Annotated in this window: 13 protein-coding genes; 9 read left to right on the top strand and 4 right to left on the bottom strand. The window is 67.4% G+C overall.

Features of this window, described 5'->3' with window-relative positions; translation table 11 throughout:
• Positions 1–52: 52 nt before the first annotated feature.
• From AB0H49_RS00330 to AB0H49_RS00290, 9 genes are all read left to right on the top strand, one after another.
• On the top strand, positions 53–871 hold the full coding sequence (locus AB0H49_RS00330) for an ABC transporter permease (protein ID WP_246124245.1): 819 nt from the start codon (positions 53–55) through the stop codon (positions 869–871).
• Between the two features lie 4 nt (positions 872–875).
• Positions 876–1,739, top strand: a complete 864-nt coding sequence (locus AB0H49_RS00325; protein WP_357245559.1) for an ABC transporter permease — start codon at positions 876–878, stop codon at positions 1,737–1,739.
• 7 nt (positions 1,740–1,746) lie between these two features.
• Positions 1,747–3,216: an MCE family protein gene (locus AB0H49_RS00320; RefSeq protein WP_357245556.1), complete on the top strand. Its 1,470-nt coding sequence runs from the start codon at positions 1,747–1,749 to the stop codon at positions 3,214–3,216.
• A gap of 73 nt (positions 3,217–3,289) precedes the next feature.
• Positions 3,290–4,333, top strand: a complete 1,044-nt coding sequence (locus AB0H49_RS00315) for an MCE family protein (RefSeq protein WP_354998326.1) — start codon at positions 3,290–3,292, stop codon at positions 4,331–4,333.
• Positions 4,333–5,328 (top strand): MCE family protein, encoded by a 996-nt coding sequence (locus tag AB0H49_RS00310; protein ID WP_357246571.1) that lies wholly within the window; start codon positions 4,333–4,335, stop codon positions 5,326–5,328. The genes AB0H49_RS00315 and AB0H49_RS00310 overlap by 1 nt, the downstream gene beginning before the upstream one ends.
• The gene (locus AB0H49_RS00305; RefSeq protein WP_354998327.1) at positions 5,328–6,437 is read left to right on the top strand and encodes an MlaD family protein; all 1,110 of its coding nucleotides are present in this window, start codon (positions 5,328–5,330) and stop codon (positions 6,435–6,437) included. The genes AB0H49_RS00310 and AB0H49_RS00305 overlap by 1 nt, the downstream gene beginning before the upstream one ends.
• An 8-nt stretch (positions 6,438–6,445) precedes the next feature.
• On the top strand, positions 6,446–7,534 hold the full coding sequence (locus AB0H49_RS00300) for an MCE family protein (protein WP_354998328.1): 1,089 nt from the start codon (positions 6,446–6,448) through the stop codon (positions 7,532–7,534).
• On the top strand, positions 7,531–8,709 hold the full coding sequence (locus AB0H49_RS00295) for an MlaD family protein (RefSeq protein ID WP_357245551.1): 1,179 nt from the start codon (positions 7,531–7,533) through the stop codon (positions 8,707–8,709). The genes AB0H49_RS00300 and AB0H49_RS00295 overlap by 4 nt, the downstream gene beginning before the upstream one ends.
• Before the next feature lie 126 nt (positions 8,710–8,835).
• Positions 8,836–9,609: a hypothetical protein gene (locus tag AB0H49_RS00290; RefSeq protein WP_354998330.1), complete on the top strand. Its 774-nt coding sequence runs from the start codon at positions 8,836–8,838 to the stop codon at positions 9,607–9,609.
• A gap of 95 nt (positions 9,610–9,704) precedes the next feature.
• On the opposite strand, the gene AB0H49_RS00285 is transcribed toward AB0H49_RS00290, so the two are convergent.
• The 4 genes from AB0H49_RS00285 to AB0H49_RS00270 form a co-directional block, all read right to left on the bottom strand.
• On the bottom strand, positions 9,705–10,355 hold the full coding sequence (locus AB0H49_RS00285) for a ribonuclease H (RefSeq protein WP_354998331.1): 651 nt from the start codon (positions 10,353–10,355) through the stop codon (positions 9,705–9,707).
• 10 nt (positions 10,356–10,365) lie between these two features.
• Entirely contained in the window at positions 10,366–10,866 is a 501-nt protein-coding gene (locus AB0H49_RS00280; protein ID WP_354998332.1) for an SRPBCC family protein, read from the bottom strand.
• A 156-nt stretch (positions 10,867–11,022) separates the two neighbouring features.
• The gene (gene lhgO, locus AB0H49_RS00275; protein ID WP_357245547.1) at positions 11,023–12,186 is read right to left on the bottom strand and encodes an L-2-hydroxyglutarate oxidase; all 1,164 of its coding nucleotides are present in this window, start codon (positions 12,184–12,186) and stop codon (positions 11,023–11,025) included.
• 164 nt (positions 12,187–12,350) lie between these two features.
• Positions 12,351–13,052, bottom strand: a complete 702-nt coding sequence (locus AB0H49_RS00270) for a hypothetical protein (protein WP_357245545.1) — start codon at positions 13,050–13,052, stop codon at positions 12,351–12,353.
• Between the last annotated feature and the right edge of the window lie 165 nt (positions 13,053–13,217).

Below are 13,217 nucleotides of genomic sequence, written 5' to 3'. Positions count from 1 at the left end.
CGAGAGGGGTTAGCCAGTGCAGTCGACCAAGAGTCCTCCCACGGGATCACGGATAAGTGAAGCGGTCGATTGGACGAGGTCGTACTGGGAAGACCATCCCAAGCGGTCACTGGAGACCTTCGGCCGACAGATCACGATGGGTATCGCCGCCGTGGCGGAACTCGTCCTCGCCATCTTCCGGCGAAGGTTCCCCTTCGGCGAATTCGTGCGTCAGTGCGCCTTCATGGCCAATGTGGCCGCGGCGCCCACGCTGCTCGTCGCGATTCCCATCGGCGTCATCGTCTCGATCCAGGTCGGCGCGGTGGCCGGACAGGTCGGCGCGACGTCGTTCATCGGAGCGGCCAACGGCCTCGGCATCATCCAGCAGGGCGCGCCGCTGGTCACCTCGATCATGATCGCGGGCGCGGTCGGGTCGGCCATCTGCGCCGATCTCGGCTCGCGCACCATCCGCGAGGAGATCGACGCCATGAAGGTGATGGGCGTGGACCCGATGCGCCGCCTCGTCGCGCCGCGGCTCGGCGCCGCGATGTTGGTCAGCGTCCTGCTCTGCGGCTTCGTCGTCTTCGTCGGCTTCCTGACCGGCTACATCTTCAACATCTTCGCCCAGGGCGGCACGCCCGGCTCGTACGTCAGCACCTTCTCCTCGTTCGCCGTGACCCGCGATCTGCTCGTCGCGCTGGTGAAGTCGCTGATCTTCGGTCTGCTGGCCGCCATCATCGCCTGCGATACCGGCCTCAATACCCGAGGCGGCCCGGGCGGCGTCGCGAACTCGGTCAACTCGGCGGTGGTGAGCTCCGCGCTGATGCTCTTCGGCGTGAACCTCATCATCACCCAGGTCTACAACGCACTCTTCCCCCCACAGGTGGTCTGAGCCGGTGTCATCAACCTACGTACCACCGCTGCTGCGGCCACTCCAGGGACTCAAGCGTTCCGCGCAGGCGCCGGTCGATCTCGTCGCTCGGCTCGGCCACCAGGTGTTCTTCTTCCTGCGATCCGTCGGCTCCATTCCGCTGGCGCTCAAGCAGTACCCGAAAGAAGTGTGGCGGCTGCTCTCCGACGTCACCTGGGGCAACGGCAACCTCGTCGTCGGTGGCGGCACCATCGGCGTCATCGTGATCCTGAGCGCGTTCGGCGGCATGACCGTCGGCATCCAGGGCCACACCTCGCTGAACCTGCTGGGCCTCAGCCCGATCACCGGCGCGATCTCCGCCTTCGCGACCACACGTGAACTCGGTCCGCTGCTCGCCTCACTGGCATTCGCCGCCCAGGCGGGCTGTCGATTCACCGCTCAGCTCGGCGCGATGCGCATCTCGGAGGAGATCGACGCGCTGGAGTCGGTGGCCATCCGGCCGCTGCCGTACCTGGTCAGCACCCGGATGTTCGCGGCCATCGTCGCGATCGTCCCGCTGTACTGCCTCGGCCTGGCGACCGCCTACATCTCCTGCTCGCTGACCGTGCAGTTGGTCGGCGGTACCCCGAGCGGTACCTACGCGCACTACTTCTATCAGTTCCTGATACCGACCGACGTGCTGTATTCGCTGCTCAAAGCGATCGTTTTCGTCGCGATCACCACCTTCATCCAGTGCTACTACGGCTTCTTCGCCTCGGGTGGCCCGGAGGGCGTCGGTGTCGCGGCGGGGCGGGCGATCAAGATGTGCATCATCCTGGTCGTCTTCGCGGACCTCTTCATGACGTTGGCGATCTGGGGCGTCAACCCCGGAATCCGGATCTCGGGGTAAGGGCCAGATGATCATCGATCCCAGTGGGCGCGGGCCCACGATGCGGCAGTTGCTGATCGCGGGCGTGTGCGGACTGATCGTCTTCGCGCTGGTGCTCGCCTTCCTCATGGCGCGCTACACCGGCTACTTCGTGCCGAAGGTCAACGTCGTCGCGCAGCTGACCACCACCGGTGACGGCCTGCCGTCGGAAGCCGACGTGAAGTTCCGCGGCGTGCTGGTCGGCGCGGTCGACGAGGTCGAGGTCGCGGCCAAGGGCGAACTGCAGAAGGTGCAGATCGAGCTCAAGCCGGAGTACGCGGGTGACATCCCGTCCAACGTGACCGCCCGCGTCGTGCCGAGCAACCTGTTCGCCGTCACCTCCATCGAACTGGTCTTCAACGGCCCGTCCGACACCTACCTGAAGGAAGGGTCGGTCATCGAGGAGGACCGCAGCAAGGGCACGATCGCACTGCAGGACACGCTGACAACGGTCCGCAACATCCTGGAGAAGATCGACCCCGTGCAGTTCGGCCGGGTGCTCGGCACCCTCTCGCAGGCGCTGGACGGCAGCGGCCGGATGCCCGGCTCGACCATCGAGCGGCTGGACCGCTGGGTGCTCGCCGTCGACGAGTCCATCCCGGATCTCGGCGTCTTCCTGAACGACTTCTCCAGCTCGTTCCGCGCGCTGAACGAGTCGGCGCCCGAACTGCTCGACGTGCTCGGCAGTTCGGTGCAGACCGCCAGCACCATCGCCGAACGCCGCGACGAGCTCGTCGCGCTGATCACCGGGACCAGCGGCACCGTGGACCGCGTGAACGACCTGTTCGCCCGCAACCCGGACGTCGGCAAGGAAGTCACCGTCGGCACCTCCGACCTGTTCGGCGCGCTCACCGCCGATCCCGACGCGATCACCAGGACGCTGCTGAACCTGAGCGAGTCGGTCCGGGCGATGAACACCACGTTCCGCTGGGGCCCGCAGCAGCAGCAGATCTGGAACGCGGGCATCACGCTCACGCCGTACACGCCGTACACCGTCGCGGACTGCCCGCGCTACGACGAGATGGCCGGACCGAGCTGCGCCACCGCGCCCGAGGTGAACGAGCTGCCGCCGCTGCCGGAGAACCTGCGGCCGCGCGCGCTGGACTCGGCCGCCGGGCTGCCTCCGGTGGTGCCGATGCCCGGCTTGCCGCTCATCCCCGGCGTCACCATGCCGGATCCGGGCCGGATCGTCGCCGACCGCCAGGAGACCGCGCAGCAGCCGTTCGCGGGTACCCCGCTCGAGGGTCTGTTCCCGGCGCTGCCCGGTCTGCCCGGCCTGCTGCCGCCCGCCCCCGCGCCCGCGGCGGCTCCGGCGGATGCCCGGCCGATCTCCTACCAGGGTGACGCGGCGATCGAGAAGCTGCTCGGCCGCAAGCCGACCACCGCGGAGTACCTGCTGCTGAGTTCGATTCTGAAGGGCGGAACGATGGAAGTGTCCGAAGGCGGTGCCGCTCGATGAGTGAACGCAGTGAGCGAATCATGTGCCAGCGTGCCATGCACATGCCGGAGCCGAGCGCTAGCGAGGCGCAGGCATGAGTATCCGTAAGCCGCTGATCGGGTTCGGTATCTTCGCCATCGTCTCCATCCTGGTGACGGTGGTCGTCTGGAACACCCTCGCGCGGGTCGTCGCAGGCGATACCAAGACCTACTCCGCGACGTTCACCGATGTGCTCGGTCTGCGCGAAGGCGACGACGTGCGCATGGCGGGCGTGCGGGTGGGCAAGGTCGAGAAGATCGAGCTCGCCCGCGACGATCGGACGAAGAAGTCGGTCGCGAACGTGACGTTCATCGTGCAGAGCGACCAGACGATCTACGACGACACCAAAGCCCTTGTCCGCTACCAGAACCTGATCGGCCAGCGGTACGTGGCGCTCGCCCCCGGCGAGGCGGCCAACCCCGCGCCGCTCAAGGACAAGGCCTCGATCCCGCTGGAGCGGACCGAACCGTCGTTCGACGTGTCGGGTCTGCTCAACGGGTTCCAGCCGCTGTTCCAGGTGCTGCAGCCCGAGCAGGTGAACCGGCTCTCGGAGACGTTCATCCAGGCGCTGCAGGGCGACGGCGTCTCGCTGAGTTCGTTCATCGTGCAGGCCGCCCAGCTGGCCACCGATTTCCAGCGTCGCGACGCGATTCTGTCCGGCGTGATCGCCAACCTGTCCGGTGTGATGGCGGGCTTGGCCAAACGAGGTGATGAATTGGAGACCCTGGTGACGCAGACCCGGGCCTTGATCGGCGGACTGTACGAGCAGGGCCAGTCCCTGCTCGCGTCCACCGAGCAGATCGCGAGCGCGACCACGTCGCTGGTCGGCATGGTCGGCAACATCCAGCCCAAGCTGCAGACGGCGCAGAACTCCACCAGCGCCGCGCTGACGCTGCTGCTGGACAACGGCGCCAAGCTCGACCAGGCCGCGATCGACCTGCCGCACGTCCTCTCGGCGGCGGGCAGGCACACCTCGGAGGGCGCCTACGCGAACGCCTATCTCTGTGGCTTGGACATCTCGCTCTACGGCGTGCTGTTCCCCCGCGGTCTGTTCTCGCAAATCGGCGGTACCGCGCACTCGGCGGTGTGCCGCCCATGATCGCGAAGATGAGGAACCGCTTCGAGAGCAACCGCTACTTCTGGCTCGGCGTCGTCGGCGCCGCTCTGATCGTGGTGCTGCTGATGGCGTCGGGCATCATCCGGATGCTCGGTGTCGGCGATCAGACGGTCAAGGCCGAGTTCGTGCAGGCGGCCGGGATCAAGGTCGGCGACAAGGTCAACGCCGCTGGCGTTCCGGTCGGCACCGTGACCGGCGCGAAGCTCGAGGGCAGCCACGTGCTGCTCACGATGAACGTCGACAACAACGTGAAGCTCGGCCCCGATGCCCGGGCCTCGATCAAGATGGCGACGCTGCTCGGCGCCAGGTACGTCGACCTGGATCCGGGCGACGGCTCCGGCCTGAAGGACGGCCGAATCCTGGTGTCCAACACCTCGGTTCCGTACAACCTCGCCGACGTGGTGCAGATCGGCACCCCGAAGTTCGAGGCGCTCGACACCGCGAAGCTGGCCGAATCGCTGAACGTGATCAACCAGTCGATGGGTGACTCGCCCGAGCTGACCGCGCAGGCGCTGGACAGCGTCGGCGCGCTGGCGAAGGTGATCGACACCCGCCGCGGCGAGGTCGACCAGCTGCTCAAGGACCTGGACCGGGTCACCACGATCCTCGGCGAGAACCGCAACAGCGTGCTGCTGGTGATCACCCAGGGCGAGGCCATCGCCAACCGGGTGATGGAGCGCCAGGACCTGCTGCGTCAGCTGCTCGACAACATCGCGGCGCTGACCAGGCAGCTGCAGGAGATCGGCGCGCAGAACGAAGGTCAGCTCGGCCCGACCATCCAGCAGCTGAACACGATGGCCGAGGGCCTGCAGAAGAACAAGGACAATCTGGACCGGATCCTGTCCTTGCTGCCGCCGACCGTGCGTTACCTGGCCAACTCGTGGGGTGGCAGCGGCCCGTACGGCGACGTGGGTCTGCCGTGGCTGTTCCCGGACAACTGGTTGTGCTTCGCCCAAGCTATCGAGGGGTGCCAGTGATGAGATTCGCTCACGCGGCCAAGCTGAAAACCGCCGCCAAGCTGGTCGCGATCAGCGCCGCGGCGCTCACGGTCGGCAGCTGCTCGCTGCTGCCGACCTCGGTCAACGACGCGCTCGGCGGCACGATGAAGATCACCGCCGACTTCGAGAACATCGCGGGCATCTACGAGGGCAACCCGATCACGGTGCTCGGTCTCCAAGTCGGCAAAGTCGACAAGATCGTGCCGAAGGGCACCCTCGTCGAAGTGCACCTTTCGGTCGATTCCGGCGTGAAGATCCCGAAGAACGCCGAGGCGGCGATCGTCTCGCCGTCGATCGTCACCGACCGGCACATCGAGCTCACCCCCGTCTACACCGAGGGCGAGACGATGACCGACGGCACCCACCTGCCGAAGGCGCGCACCAGGACTCCCGTCGAACTGGACACGATGATCAAGACCATCGACCAGTTCGCCGCGGCGCTCAAGCCGCAGGAGGGTGTCGAGGGCATCGGCCCGCTCTCCGGACGGGTGCTGTACCCGATGCTGAACGGCAACGGCGAGAAGATGCGCGACACCCTCAACGCCCTGTCCGGCGCGCTGAAGGTCGGCGTCGACAACAAGGACGCGATCTCCAACATCATCATCCAGCTCAACGAGCTGACCACGATGCTGGCCGAGAACGACCAGTCCGTGCGCGATTTCAGCAACCGGGTGACCCAGATGACCGGCCTGCTCGCCGAGCAGGCTCCCGGTCTCCAGGCCACGCTCGACCAGCTCAACGACTTCCTCGCCAACACGAGCACCACGCTCGGCGACTACCAGGGCGAGCTGGCCAGCAGCCTCGCGGGCCTGACCAACGTCACGAACCAGCTGCGGGACAACGCCTACGGCCTCGTCGAGGTCGCCGACGTGGCCCCGATGGCGATGCAGAACATCGACAGGATCGTCAACCGCGAGGGTCGCTACGTGCGCCTGCACGCCATCATCGGCACCGCGCTCAACGGCGAGATCGTCGCCCTGTTCTGCGAGCGGATCCAGATGAAGGCCGACGGGTGCCGCACCGGAAATATGCAGGACTTCGGACCCGACTACGGGCTCACCGCCGCACTGCTTGGACTGACGAAATGACGTACCGGATGACGATCAAGGCACGCAGGGCGCTCGTCGCCATCGCCGCGGTGGCCGGGGTGGGCATCACCTCCGGCTGCGGATTCACGGTCGAAGACCTGCCGCTGCCCAAGCCGGGGCAGGCGGGCGACACCTACACCGTGCAAGCGGTGTTCGAGAACGCGCTGAACCTGCCCGACCAGGCCAAGGTGAAGATCGGCGGTTCGGATGTCGGTGTGGTCACCAACATCACGACCGAGAACTTCCAGGCCGTCGTCGACCTGAGCATCCGCAGCGATATCGAGCTGCCCAAGGGCAGCACCGCCGAACTGCGCCAGGCGACCCCGCTCGGTGACGTGTTCGTCGCGCTGTCCAAGCCGAAGGTCGAGCCGGGCGCGCCGATGCTGCACGACGGCGACACCCTGACGATCGAGGACACCTCGGCGGGCGCCACCGTCGAGCAGCTGCTCATCTCGGTGTCCATGCTGTTCAACGGCGGCGGCATCGCCTCGCTCACCAAGCTGACCTCGGAACTGGATTCCATCGTCGGCGGGCGCGGGCCGCAGGTCGCGCACCTGATCGACGAATTGACCGGTGTGGTCGGCAGTTTGAACGACAACACCGCCCGCGTCGACGCGGTGCTGAACCAGTTCAGCACGCTGGCGAACACGCTCGACTCGCGGCGCGCGGAACTGGGCCAGGTGGCCGACACGCTGCCCCAGATGATCGGCGCGGTCGCCGAGAACAACCGGGCGATCGGCGAGCTGCTGACCAAGATCTCGGTCACCAGCGCCGCGCTCGGCGACTACTCCGACACCACGGGCGACCAGCTGGGCAACCTGCTGACCAACACTCAGGCGCTGATGGACGCGCTCGCGCGAACGGGCGACGACTTCGGCCTGCTGATGGACCGTCTGCACGACATCCGCCCGAAGGTGGACGCCACCTTCCGCGGCCGCAGCTTCGCCGTCTACGCGACCGCGACCAACCTCGATCTCAGCGCGCTGACCGATCCGCAGCACGGCAGGCTGCCGAACCTGGAAGACCTGCAGGACTTCGCGGGCAGCCTGATCCAGGTGCTGCAGCTCGTGCAGCAGCGGGTGGGAGGCCACCGATGAGCGCGGTGTCGAAGCTCTGGACGAACAAGCTGATCCTCTCGGGGGTCGGCCTGGTGCTCGTGCTGCTCGTCGGCGCGTCGTACCTGCTGGTGAGCGTCATGCGGATCAATCCGCTGCGGTCCAGCTACACCGTGACGGTGAACCTGGACCGTTCCGGCGGCCTGCAGCCCGGCAACGACGTGACGCTGCGCGGCTACCGCGTCGGCAAGGTCACCTCGATCGAGCTGACCGACCGCGGGCAGGCCATCGCCGCCACGGCCGAGATCGACGGGCGATACAAGATCCCCGTCGACACCGACGTCGCGGTGCAGGCGCTGTCGGCCGCCGGTGAGCAGTACATCGACTTCCGGCCCGGCACCGAGGACGGTCCGTTCCTGGCCGACGGCGCGGTTGTCGAGTTCGATCCCGAGACGGTCAAGACGCCGACGCCGGTGTGGTCGGTGCTGGACAACACCAGCGCGCTGATCGCGCAGGTCGATCCGGACAAGTTCAGCGTCATCCTCGCCGAGTTGGACGTCGCGCTCAGCGGCGGCCCGGATCAGCTGCGCGGCCTGGTCAACGGCATCAGCCTGGCGACGTCCGGTCTCGACTCACTGCTGCCGCAGACCACCAGCCTGATCACCAACCTGCGCACAATCGCCGACACCACGTCGCAGGCGCAGCCGGATCTCGCCACCCTGACCGCCAACTCCGGCGAGCTGTTCGCGCAGTTCAACGCGGCCAACGCGGAACTGGTCGGCGTGCTCGACTCGGGCCCCGGTCAGCTGGAGAGCCTCGGCGCGGTGCTCGACCAGACCTCGGACCCGATCACCAGCCTCGCGACCAACTTCGTCGCCATCACCAAGGCCGCGCAGTTGCGCCTGCCCGCGCTGCGCGCGCTGTTCCCCTCGCTCGCGCTCGGCGCCGAGGCGCTCGGTATCCCGGCGCACGACGGCGAGTTCCACGCGATCATCGACATCTGGCCCCGGCCGTACTGCACGTACGAAACCCCGCAGATCCGCAACGAGGTCGTCCAGGACGGCAGCATCCCGAAGTGGAACTACTGCGTGAATCCGCCGCCGGGGCAGCAGATCCGAGGCGCCGCGAACGCGCCGCGGCCGAACGTGCCGAACAACGGCGCCCAGATGCCGCCGGGCGTGGATCCCAACGAGCGGACCCTTCCCCCGGTGCGGTGAGTGACCCGGGCCACCGCCTGTTCGGTCGGCCCGGCATACTCGCTGGTAGAACGCGTACGGTTCGCGCATGCGGGCCGGCGAGCCGATTCGGTGCGTGCGCGCGCCGGGAAAGAGCAGGATTTATCGATGTCCACCGACGACGCCGACACCAACAAAGACGCCGAGACCACGAAGAAGTCCGCCGAGGAGAATGCCGCGACCGACGCGGCGGGGGCGAGCGACGCGGCGACGGCCAAGCTTGATCTGGGGAAGGCGGGCGAGAAGCAGGCGAAGAGCGAGCCGAAGCCGAAGCCGTCACCCGCGGCGAGCCCGGACCGCTCGAATCTGCTGCCGGTGATCGCGGCCTTCGTCGCGGGCATTCTGCTCGTCGCGGCCGTCACCGCGGTGGTGGTGTTCTACCAGCAGGCACAGAAGAAGTCGGACGAGCTCGCCGCCGTCAACGACGCGACGCGCGCAGCGTGCGATTTCGGCCGCGACGTCTCGGTCTACGACTACTCCAAGGACCTCGAGGGCTACTTCAACAAGGTCAAGGCGGGCTCCACCGGCGAGTTCCTGAAGGAATTCACCGACGCCACCACGGCGCTCACCGACGCCATGAAGCAGGCGCAGGTCAAGTCCTGGGCCGACGACGTGCAGTGCGGGTACCAGTCCGGCGACACCAGCGAGGCCAAGGTGCTGGTGACGCTGACCCAGTTCCGCACCAACTTCACCCAGCAGCAGCCGGATCGGCAGTTCGTGGTCATCGTCGCGGACCTGCAGAACGAGGGCGGCAAGTGGAAGGTGGCCAAGCTCGACTCGCCGATGCTGAAGGGTGGCGGCACCGGCCTGCCCGGCGGCGCTCCGGCGCCCGCTCCGGCTCCGGCCCCGACGGAGCAGCCGCAGCCGCAACCCGGCAACTGATCACTCGACAGTTCTCCGAAAGCGCCTCCGGCGGTGGGCCCAGTCACCACCGCCGGAGGTCTTTCGGGCGGTCCTGCATGCGGTCGCGGAGCTGCTCAGAACAAGGTCAAGGTCTGAGGAGCCGACGCGACCGCCTTCCCCGAGGCCCGCGGCCCGGTGGTCTTCTGTTGCGGTGCGGCATTCCGCTGTTGCGGTGCAGCGCTTTTCGCCAGCGTCACCGAGAGCGGAACGGTCGTCTTCGCCAGTGGCACCGTGGTTTTCGGCGTTTCCACGGCGGTGAGCTCGGTGGTGTCGGCCTCGGCGACGGACGCCGAGGCGGCGGCCTTCCGTGCCGCTTCGCCCGCGAGGGTGTCGGCCATCTCGTTGAAGTAGTTGCCGACATGGCCGCGCACCCAACGGAATCGGACCGGACCCGGCCTGCTCGCGATGGCGCGGTCGATCTGCTTGATGATCTCCACGTTCTTGACGGCGCCGCCGGTCGAGGTGCGCCAGCCGTTCAGCCGCCAGCTCGAGATCCATTCCGACGCGCACTTGATCGCATAGAGCGAATCGCTTTCGATCAGAAGGGGTTCGGCGCCGGGGTGGGCCTCGATGGCCTCCAGGACCGCGCGTAGCTCGGCGATCTGATTCGTCCCCGTCGCGGCTCCCCCGCTGCGCGAGGCGCCCCCCTGATGATTGACCCAAGCCCAGCCGATAGCGCCGCCGGGGTTTCGGAGGCAGGATCCGTCGGTGCTCACGATGATCATGGCTGGCACCTTACGCAATCCGACCGACAAGATCGGTACCGTGGAATTCCTCTATCTCCCTTCGCAATTGGGACTCGGTGCGACGTAGCGCCGATCGCACGGCACTGTCGACCAAGCCCGCGCACATGCGGCCGAGGAAGCCGCGAGGTGCAGCGTACTCCGCTTCGGAGGTCAGCACCGACCGTCCATAGCCGAGCGGGTCGAAACGCAGCGTCAGCGTTCCCGACAACCGCCCACGCAGCGTATACCCGATCACCACGTTGCGGCGATATTCGGTGATCTCGCAAGGGATCTTCGGATGCCACAGGCCGAGTCGGACCGTTGTCGCGAAACAGGCGCCGGGACCTTGGTCCAGCTCGCCGGTGGGTTCGAAGGAAGCGACGCCGAACATCCAATCCGGCACGAAAAGATGGTTGTCCGTGTACGTGAATGCCACCTCGACCGGTGCCCCGACGTCACTCGCGTACTTGATGTGGCCCATAGGCCCTCCCTGATCCACGGCTGCGGACAAAAGTACTACAGCTCTCCTTTTTATTCGAGGGGTTGGGCGCAAATCGGACAGTAGCCCGGTCGACACAGCCGGACGCCGTCCGCCCGTAGCCTGTGGCCGGAGCGAAGGCGGAGGTACGCCTTTCCATATCCAAACCGGCCGGTCGCCGAGGTGGCGTCAGATTTGGTCGACGATGTACTCCGCGATGGGCATGGCCGAGGTCGCCGCGGGCGAGGGCGCGTTGAGCACGTGCACCGAGCGCGCGGTGCGTTCGATCATGAAGTCGTGGACCAGGGTGCCGTCGCGCAACACCGCTTGGGCGCGGATGCCCGCCGGGCGCGGCCGCAGGTCGGCGGCGGTGAGTTCCGGGCAGTAGCGGCGACATTCGGCCAGATAGCCGCGCTTGAACAGGGAATTGCGCAGTTCCCGCAGACCCGTCCTGAGGTGCGTGCGGGCGACCCGGTGCACGCCGGGGAAGCCCACGACCTCTTTGGCGTCGCGCAGGTCGACGCTGCCCTTTCGATAGCCCTCGCGCGCGAGACCCAGCACCGCGTTCGGCCCGACGGTGAGCTCGCCGTCGATGGTCGGGCTCAGGTGCACGCCGAGGAACGGCAGGTTCGGGTCGGGCACCGGATAGATCAGCGTGCGCACCAGACCGGCGCGTTCGGGCGGCAGTTGGTAGTACTCGCCGCGGAACGGAACGATGCGAAAGTCGATCGGCAGACCCGCGAGCCGCGCCATGCGATCCGCTTGCAGTCCGGCGCAAACCACCAGGGTGCGGGCCGTCCACGTGCCGGTCTTGCCGGTGATCGTCACCGCCGAGTCGGTCTCCTCGATGGCGGTGATCTCCGCGCCGAGCACGATCTCGCCGCCCGCCGCGCGGACCTGTTCGGCGAGTGCCGCGGTCACCTCGCGGTAGTCGATGATGCCGGTGCTCGGCACGAAAAGCGCGCCGACGCCGGTGATTCGCGGCTCACGCCGCACCAGTTCGGCGGCGTCGACGAGTTCGACCTCCACCCCGTTGGTGACCGAGCGCTCGTATAGCGCCAGCATCCGTTCGTACTCCGCGGAGTCGGTGGCCACCAGCAATTTTCCGCACACCTCGTACGGAATCCCGTGCGCCGCGGCGAAATCCTTCGTCCACCGCGCACCCCGCCTGCACAATTCGGCCTTGAGACTCCCCGGCTCGTAATAGATCCCGGAGTGGATCACCCCACTGTTGTGCCCCGTCTGATGCGTCCCCAGCCCCCCGGCCTTCTCGACCAACACCAGCCGAGCCCCGGGATACCGCTCCACCAGCCGCCGAGCCGTCGCCACCCCGACGATCCCGCCCCCGATCACGCAAAAGTCGTACACGTCAGCCGACAGTACCGGGGTGCGGCGCAAACGCGTTGGCGGTGGTCCCGCCCGGCTTTTACGGTGACAGCACCAACCCGGCCTCTCGATAGGGCCGGGTCTTTTCGTATCGTCGAGCGGTGCGTAAGCCCCCTGATCCGGGATCCGGATCAGAGGGTGACGGTGGATTCGGCTCGGGCCGAGGGCGCGGACTGGATGTCGTTGCCCGCAGGGGCGTCCGGGTCGGTGGGGGTGTTTTCGTCCGTCGGGGTCGGGTGGGGGTGGAGTTCGATGGTGTGTTCGCCGAGGTTGGCGTCCGAGAGGACGAGGGCGATTTCGCCGCCGCGGGTGTCGATTTCGGCGCGGATCCGGGTGATTCCGGTGGGGTCGAGGTCGATGCCGAGGTGGTCGCGCACGGGTTCGGACAACACGAGGCCGGTGAGGGTCGAGAAGGCGTTGGTGTCGACGGTGAACGCGACGGTGCCGGTGCGGACCGGGGCGACCTGCGCGCCGACGTAGGCGTTACCGAGGCCCAAACGCCCGCCGACCCCGGCGGGTCGCTGCGGGGTGGCAGCTGGATCTGGTTGCGGCACAAGGACTTTCGCGGGAAAGACGGACGCCTGGTAGGGCGACGGCAGCGCGTGCGTCTCACCGGCCAGCAAGGTGTCGACGGTTCGTGGGCCCGGACGCGGCGCGAAGGGCTCGACGACGGGCGCGGGCGGCGGCGCGGCTTGCCCGGCGCCTGCGGACTGGGTGTCGGCCATCTGGTTCCCGATGTACGAGCCTGCGACGAAGGTGAGACTGAGGCTGGCCGCACCGGCCAACACGATCGCGGTATGACGCACGATCTGAGCAGGTTTGTGTGCCGTCACGATGCGTTCCTTTCCCTCCGCCCCGACTCCCCTCGCGTCGTCGGCCCGCATCGTTGAAAGCCGAACGCCTGTCCAGGTTACGACGCTCCGCGATCTTGGACGGCATCCGTGCGAGCAGGATCACAATAGACCGCCCTACGGATGTTTCCGGCATCTGAAGAGAGG

The organism is Nocardia sp. NPDC050713 (genome assembly GCF_040654315.1).
In the GTDB taxonomy this organism is placed as follows: Bacteria; Actinomycetota; Actinomycetes; order Mycobacteriales; family Mycobacteriaceae; genus Nocardia.
Note: the sequence above shows the minus strand (reverse complement) of the source record. Positions and strands in the feature narration are given on the sequence as shown.

Bases quoted from the DNA above. Each gene is read 5' to 3' on its own strand.
- AB0H49_RS00305 (WP_354998327.1), top strand. From the start codon at position 5,328: ATGAGATTCGCTCACGCGGCCAAGCTGAAAACCGCCGCCAAGCTGGTC.
- AB0H49_RS00300 (WP_354998328.1), top strand. From the start codon at position 6,446: ATGACGATCAAGGCACGCAGGGCGCTCGTCGCCATCGCCGCGGTGGCC.
- AB0H49_RS00290 (WP_354998330.1), top strand. From the start codon at position 8,836: ATGTCCACCGACGACGCCGACACCAACAAAGACGCCGAGACCACGAAG.
- AB0H49_RS00295 (WP_357245551.1), top strand. From the start codon at position 7,531: ATGAGCGCGGTGTCGAAGCTCTGGACGAACAAGCTGATCCTCTCGGGG.
- AB0H49_RS00285 (WP_354998331.1), bottom strand. From the start codon at position 10,355: ATGATCATCGTGAGCACCGACGGATCCTGCCTCCGAAACCCCGGCGGC.
- AB0H49_RS00315 (WP_354998326.1), top strand. From the start codon at position 3,290: ATGAGTATCCGTAAGCCGCTGATCGGGTTCGGTATCTTCGCCATCGTC.
- AB0H49_RS00320 (WP_357245556.1), top strand. From the start codon at position 1,747: ATGATCATCGATCCCAGTGGGCGCGGGCCCACGATGCGGCAGTTGCTG.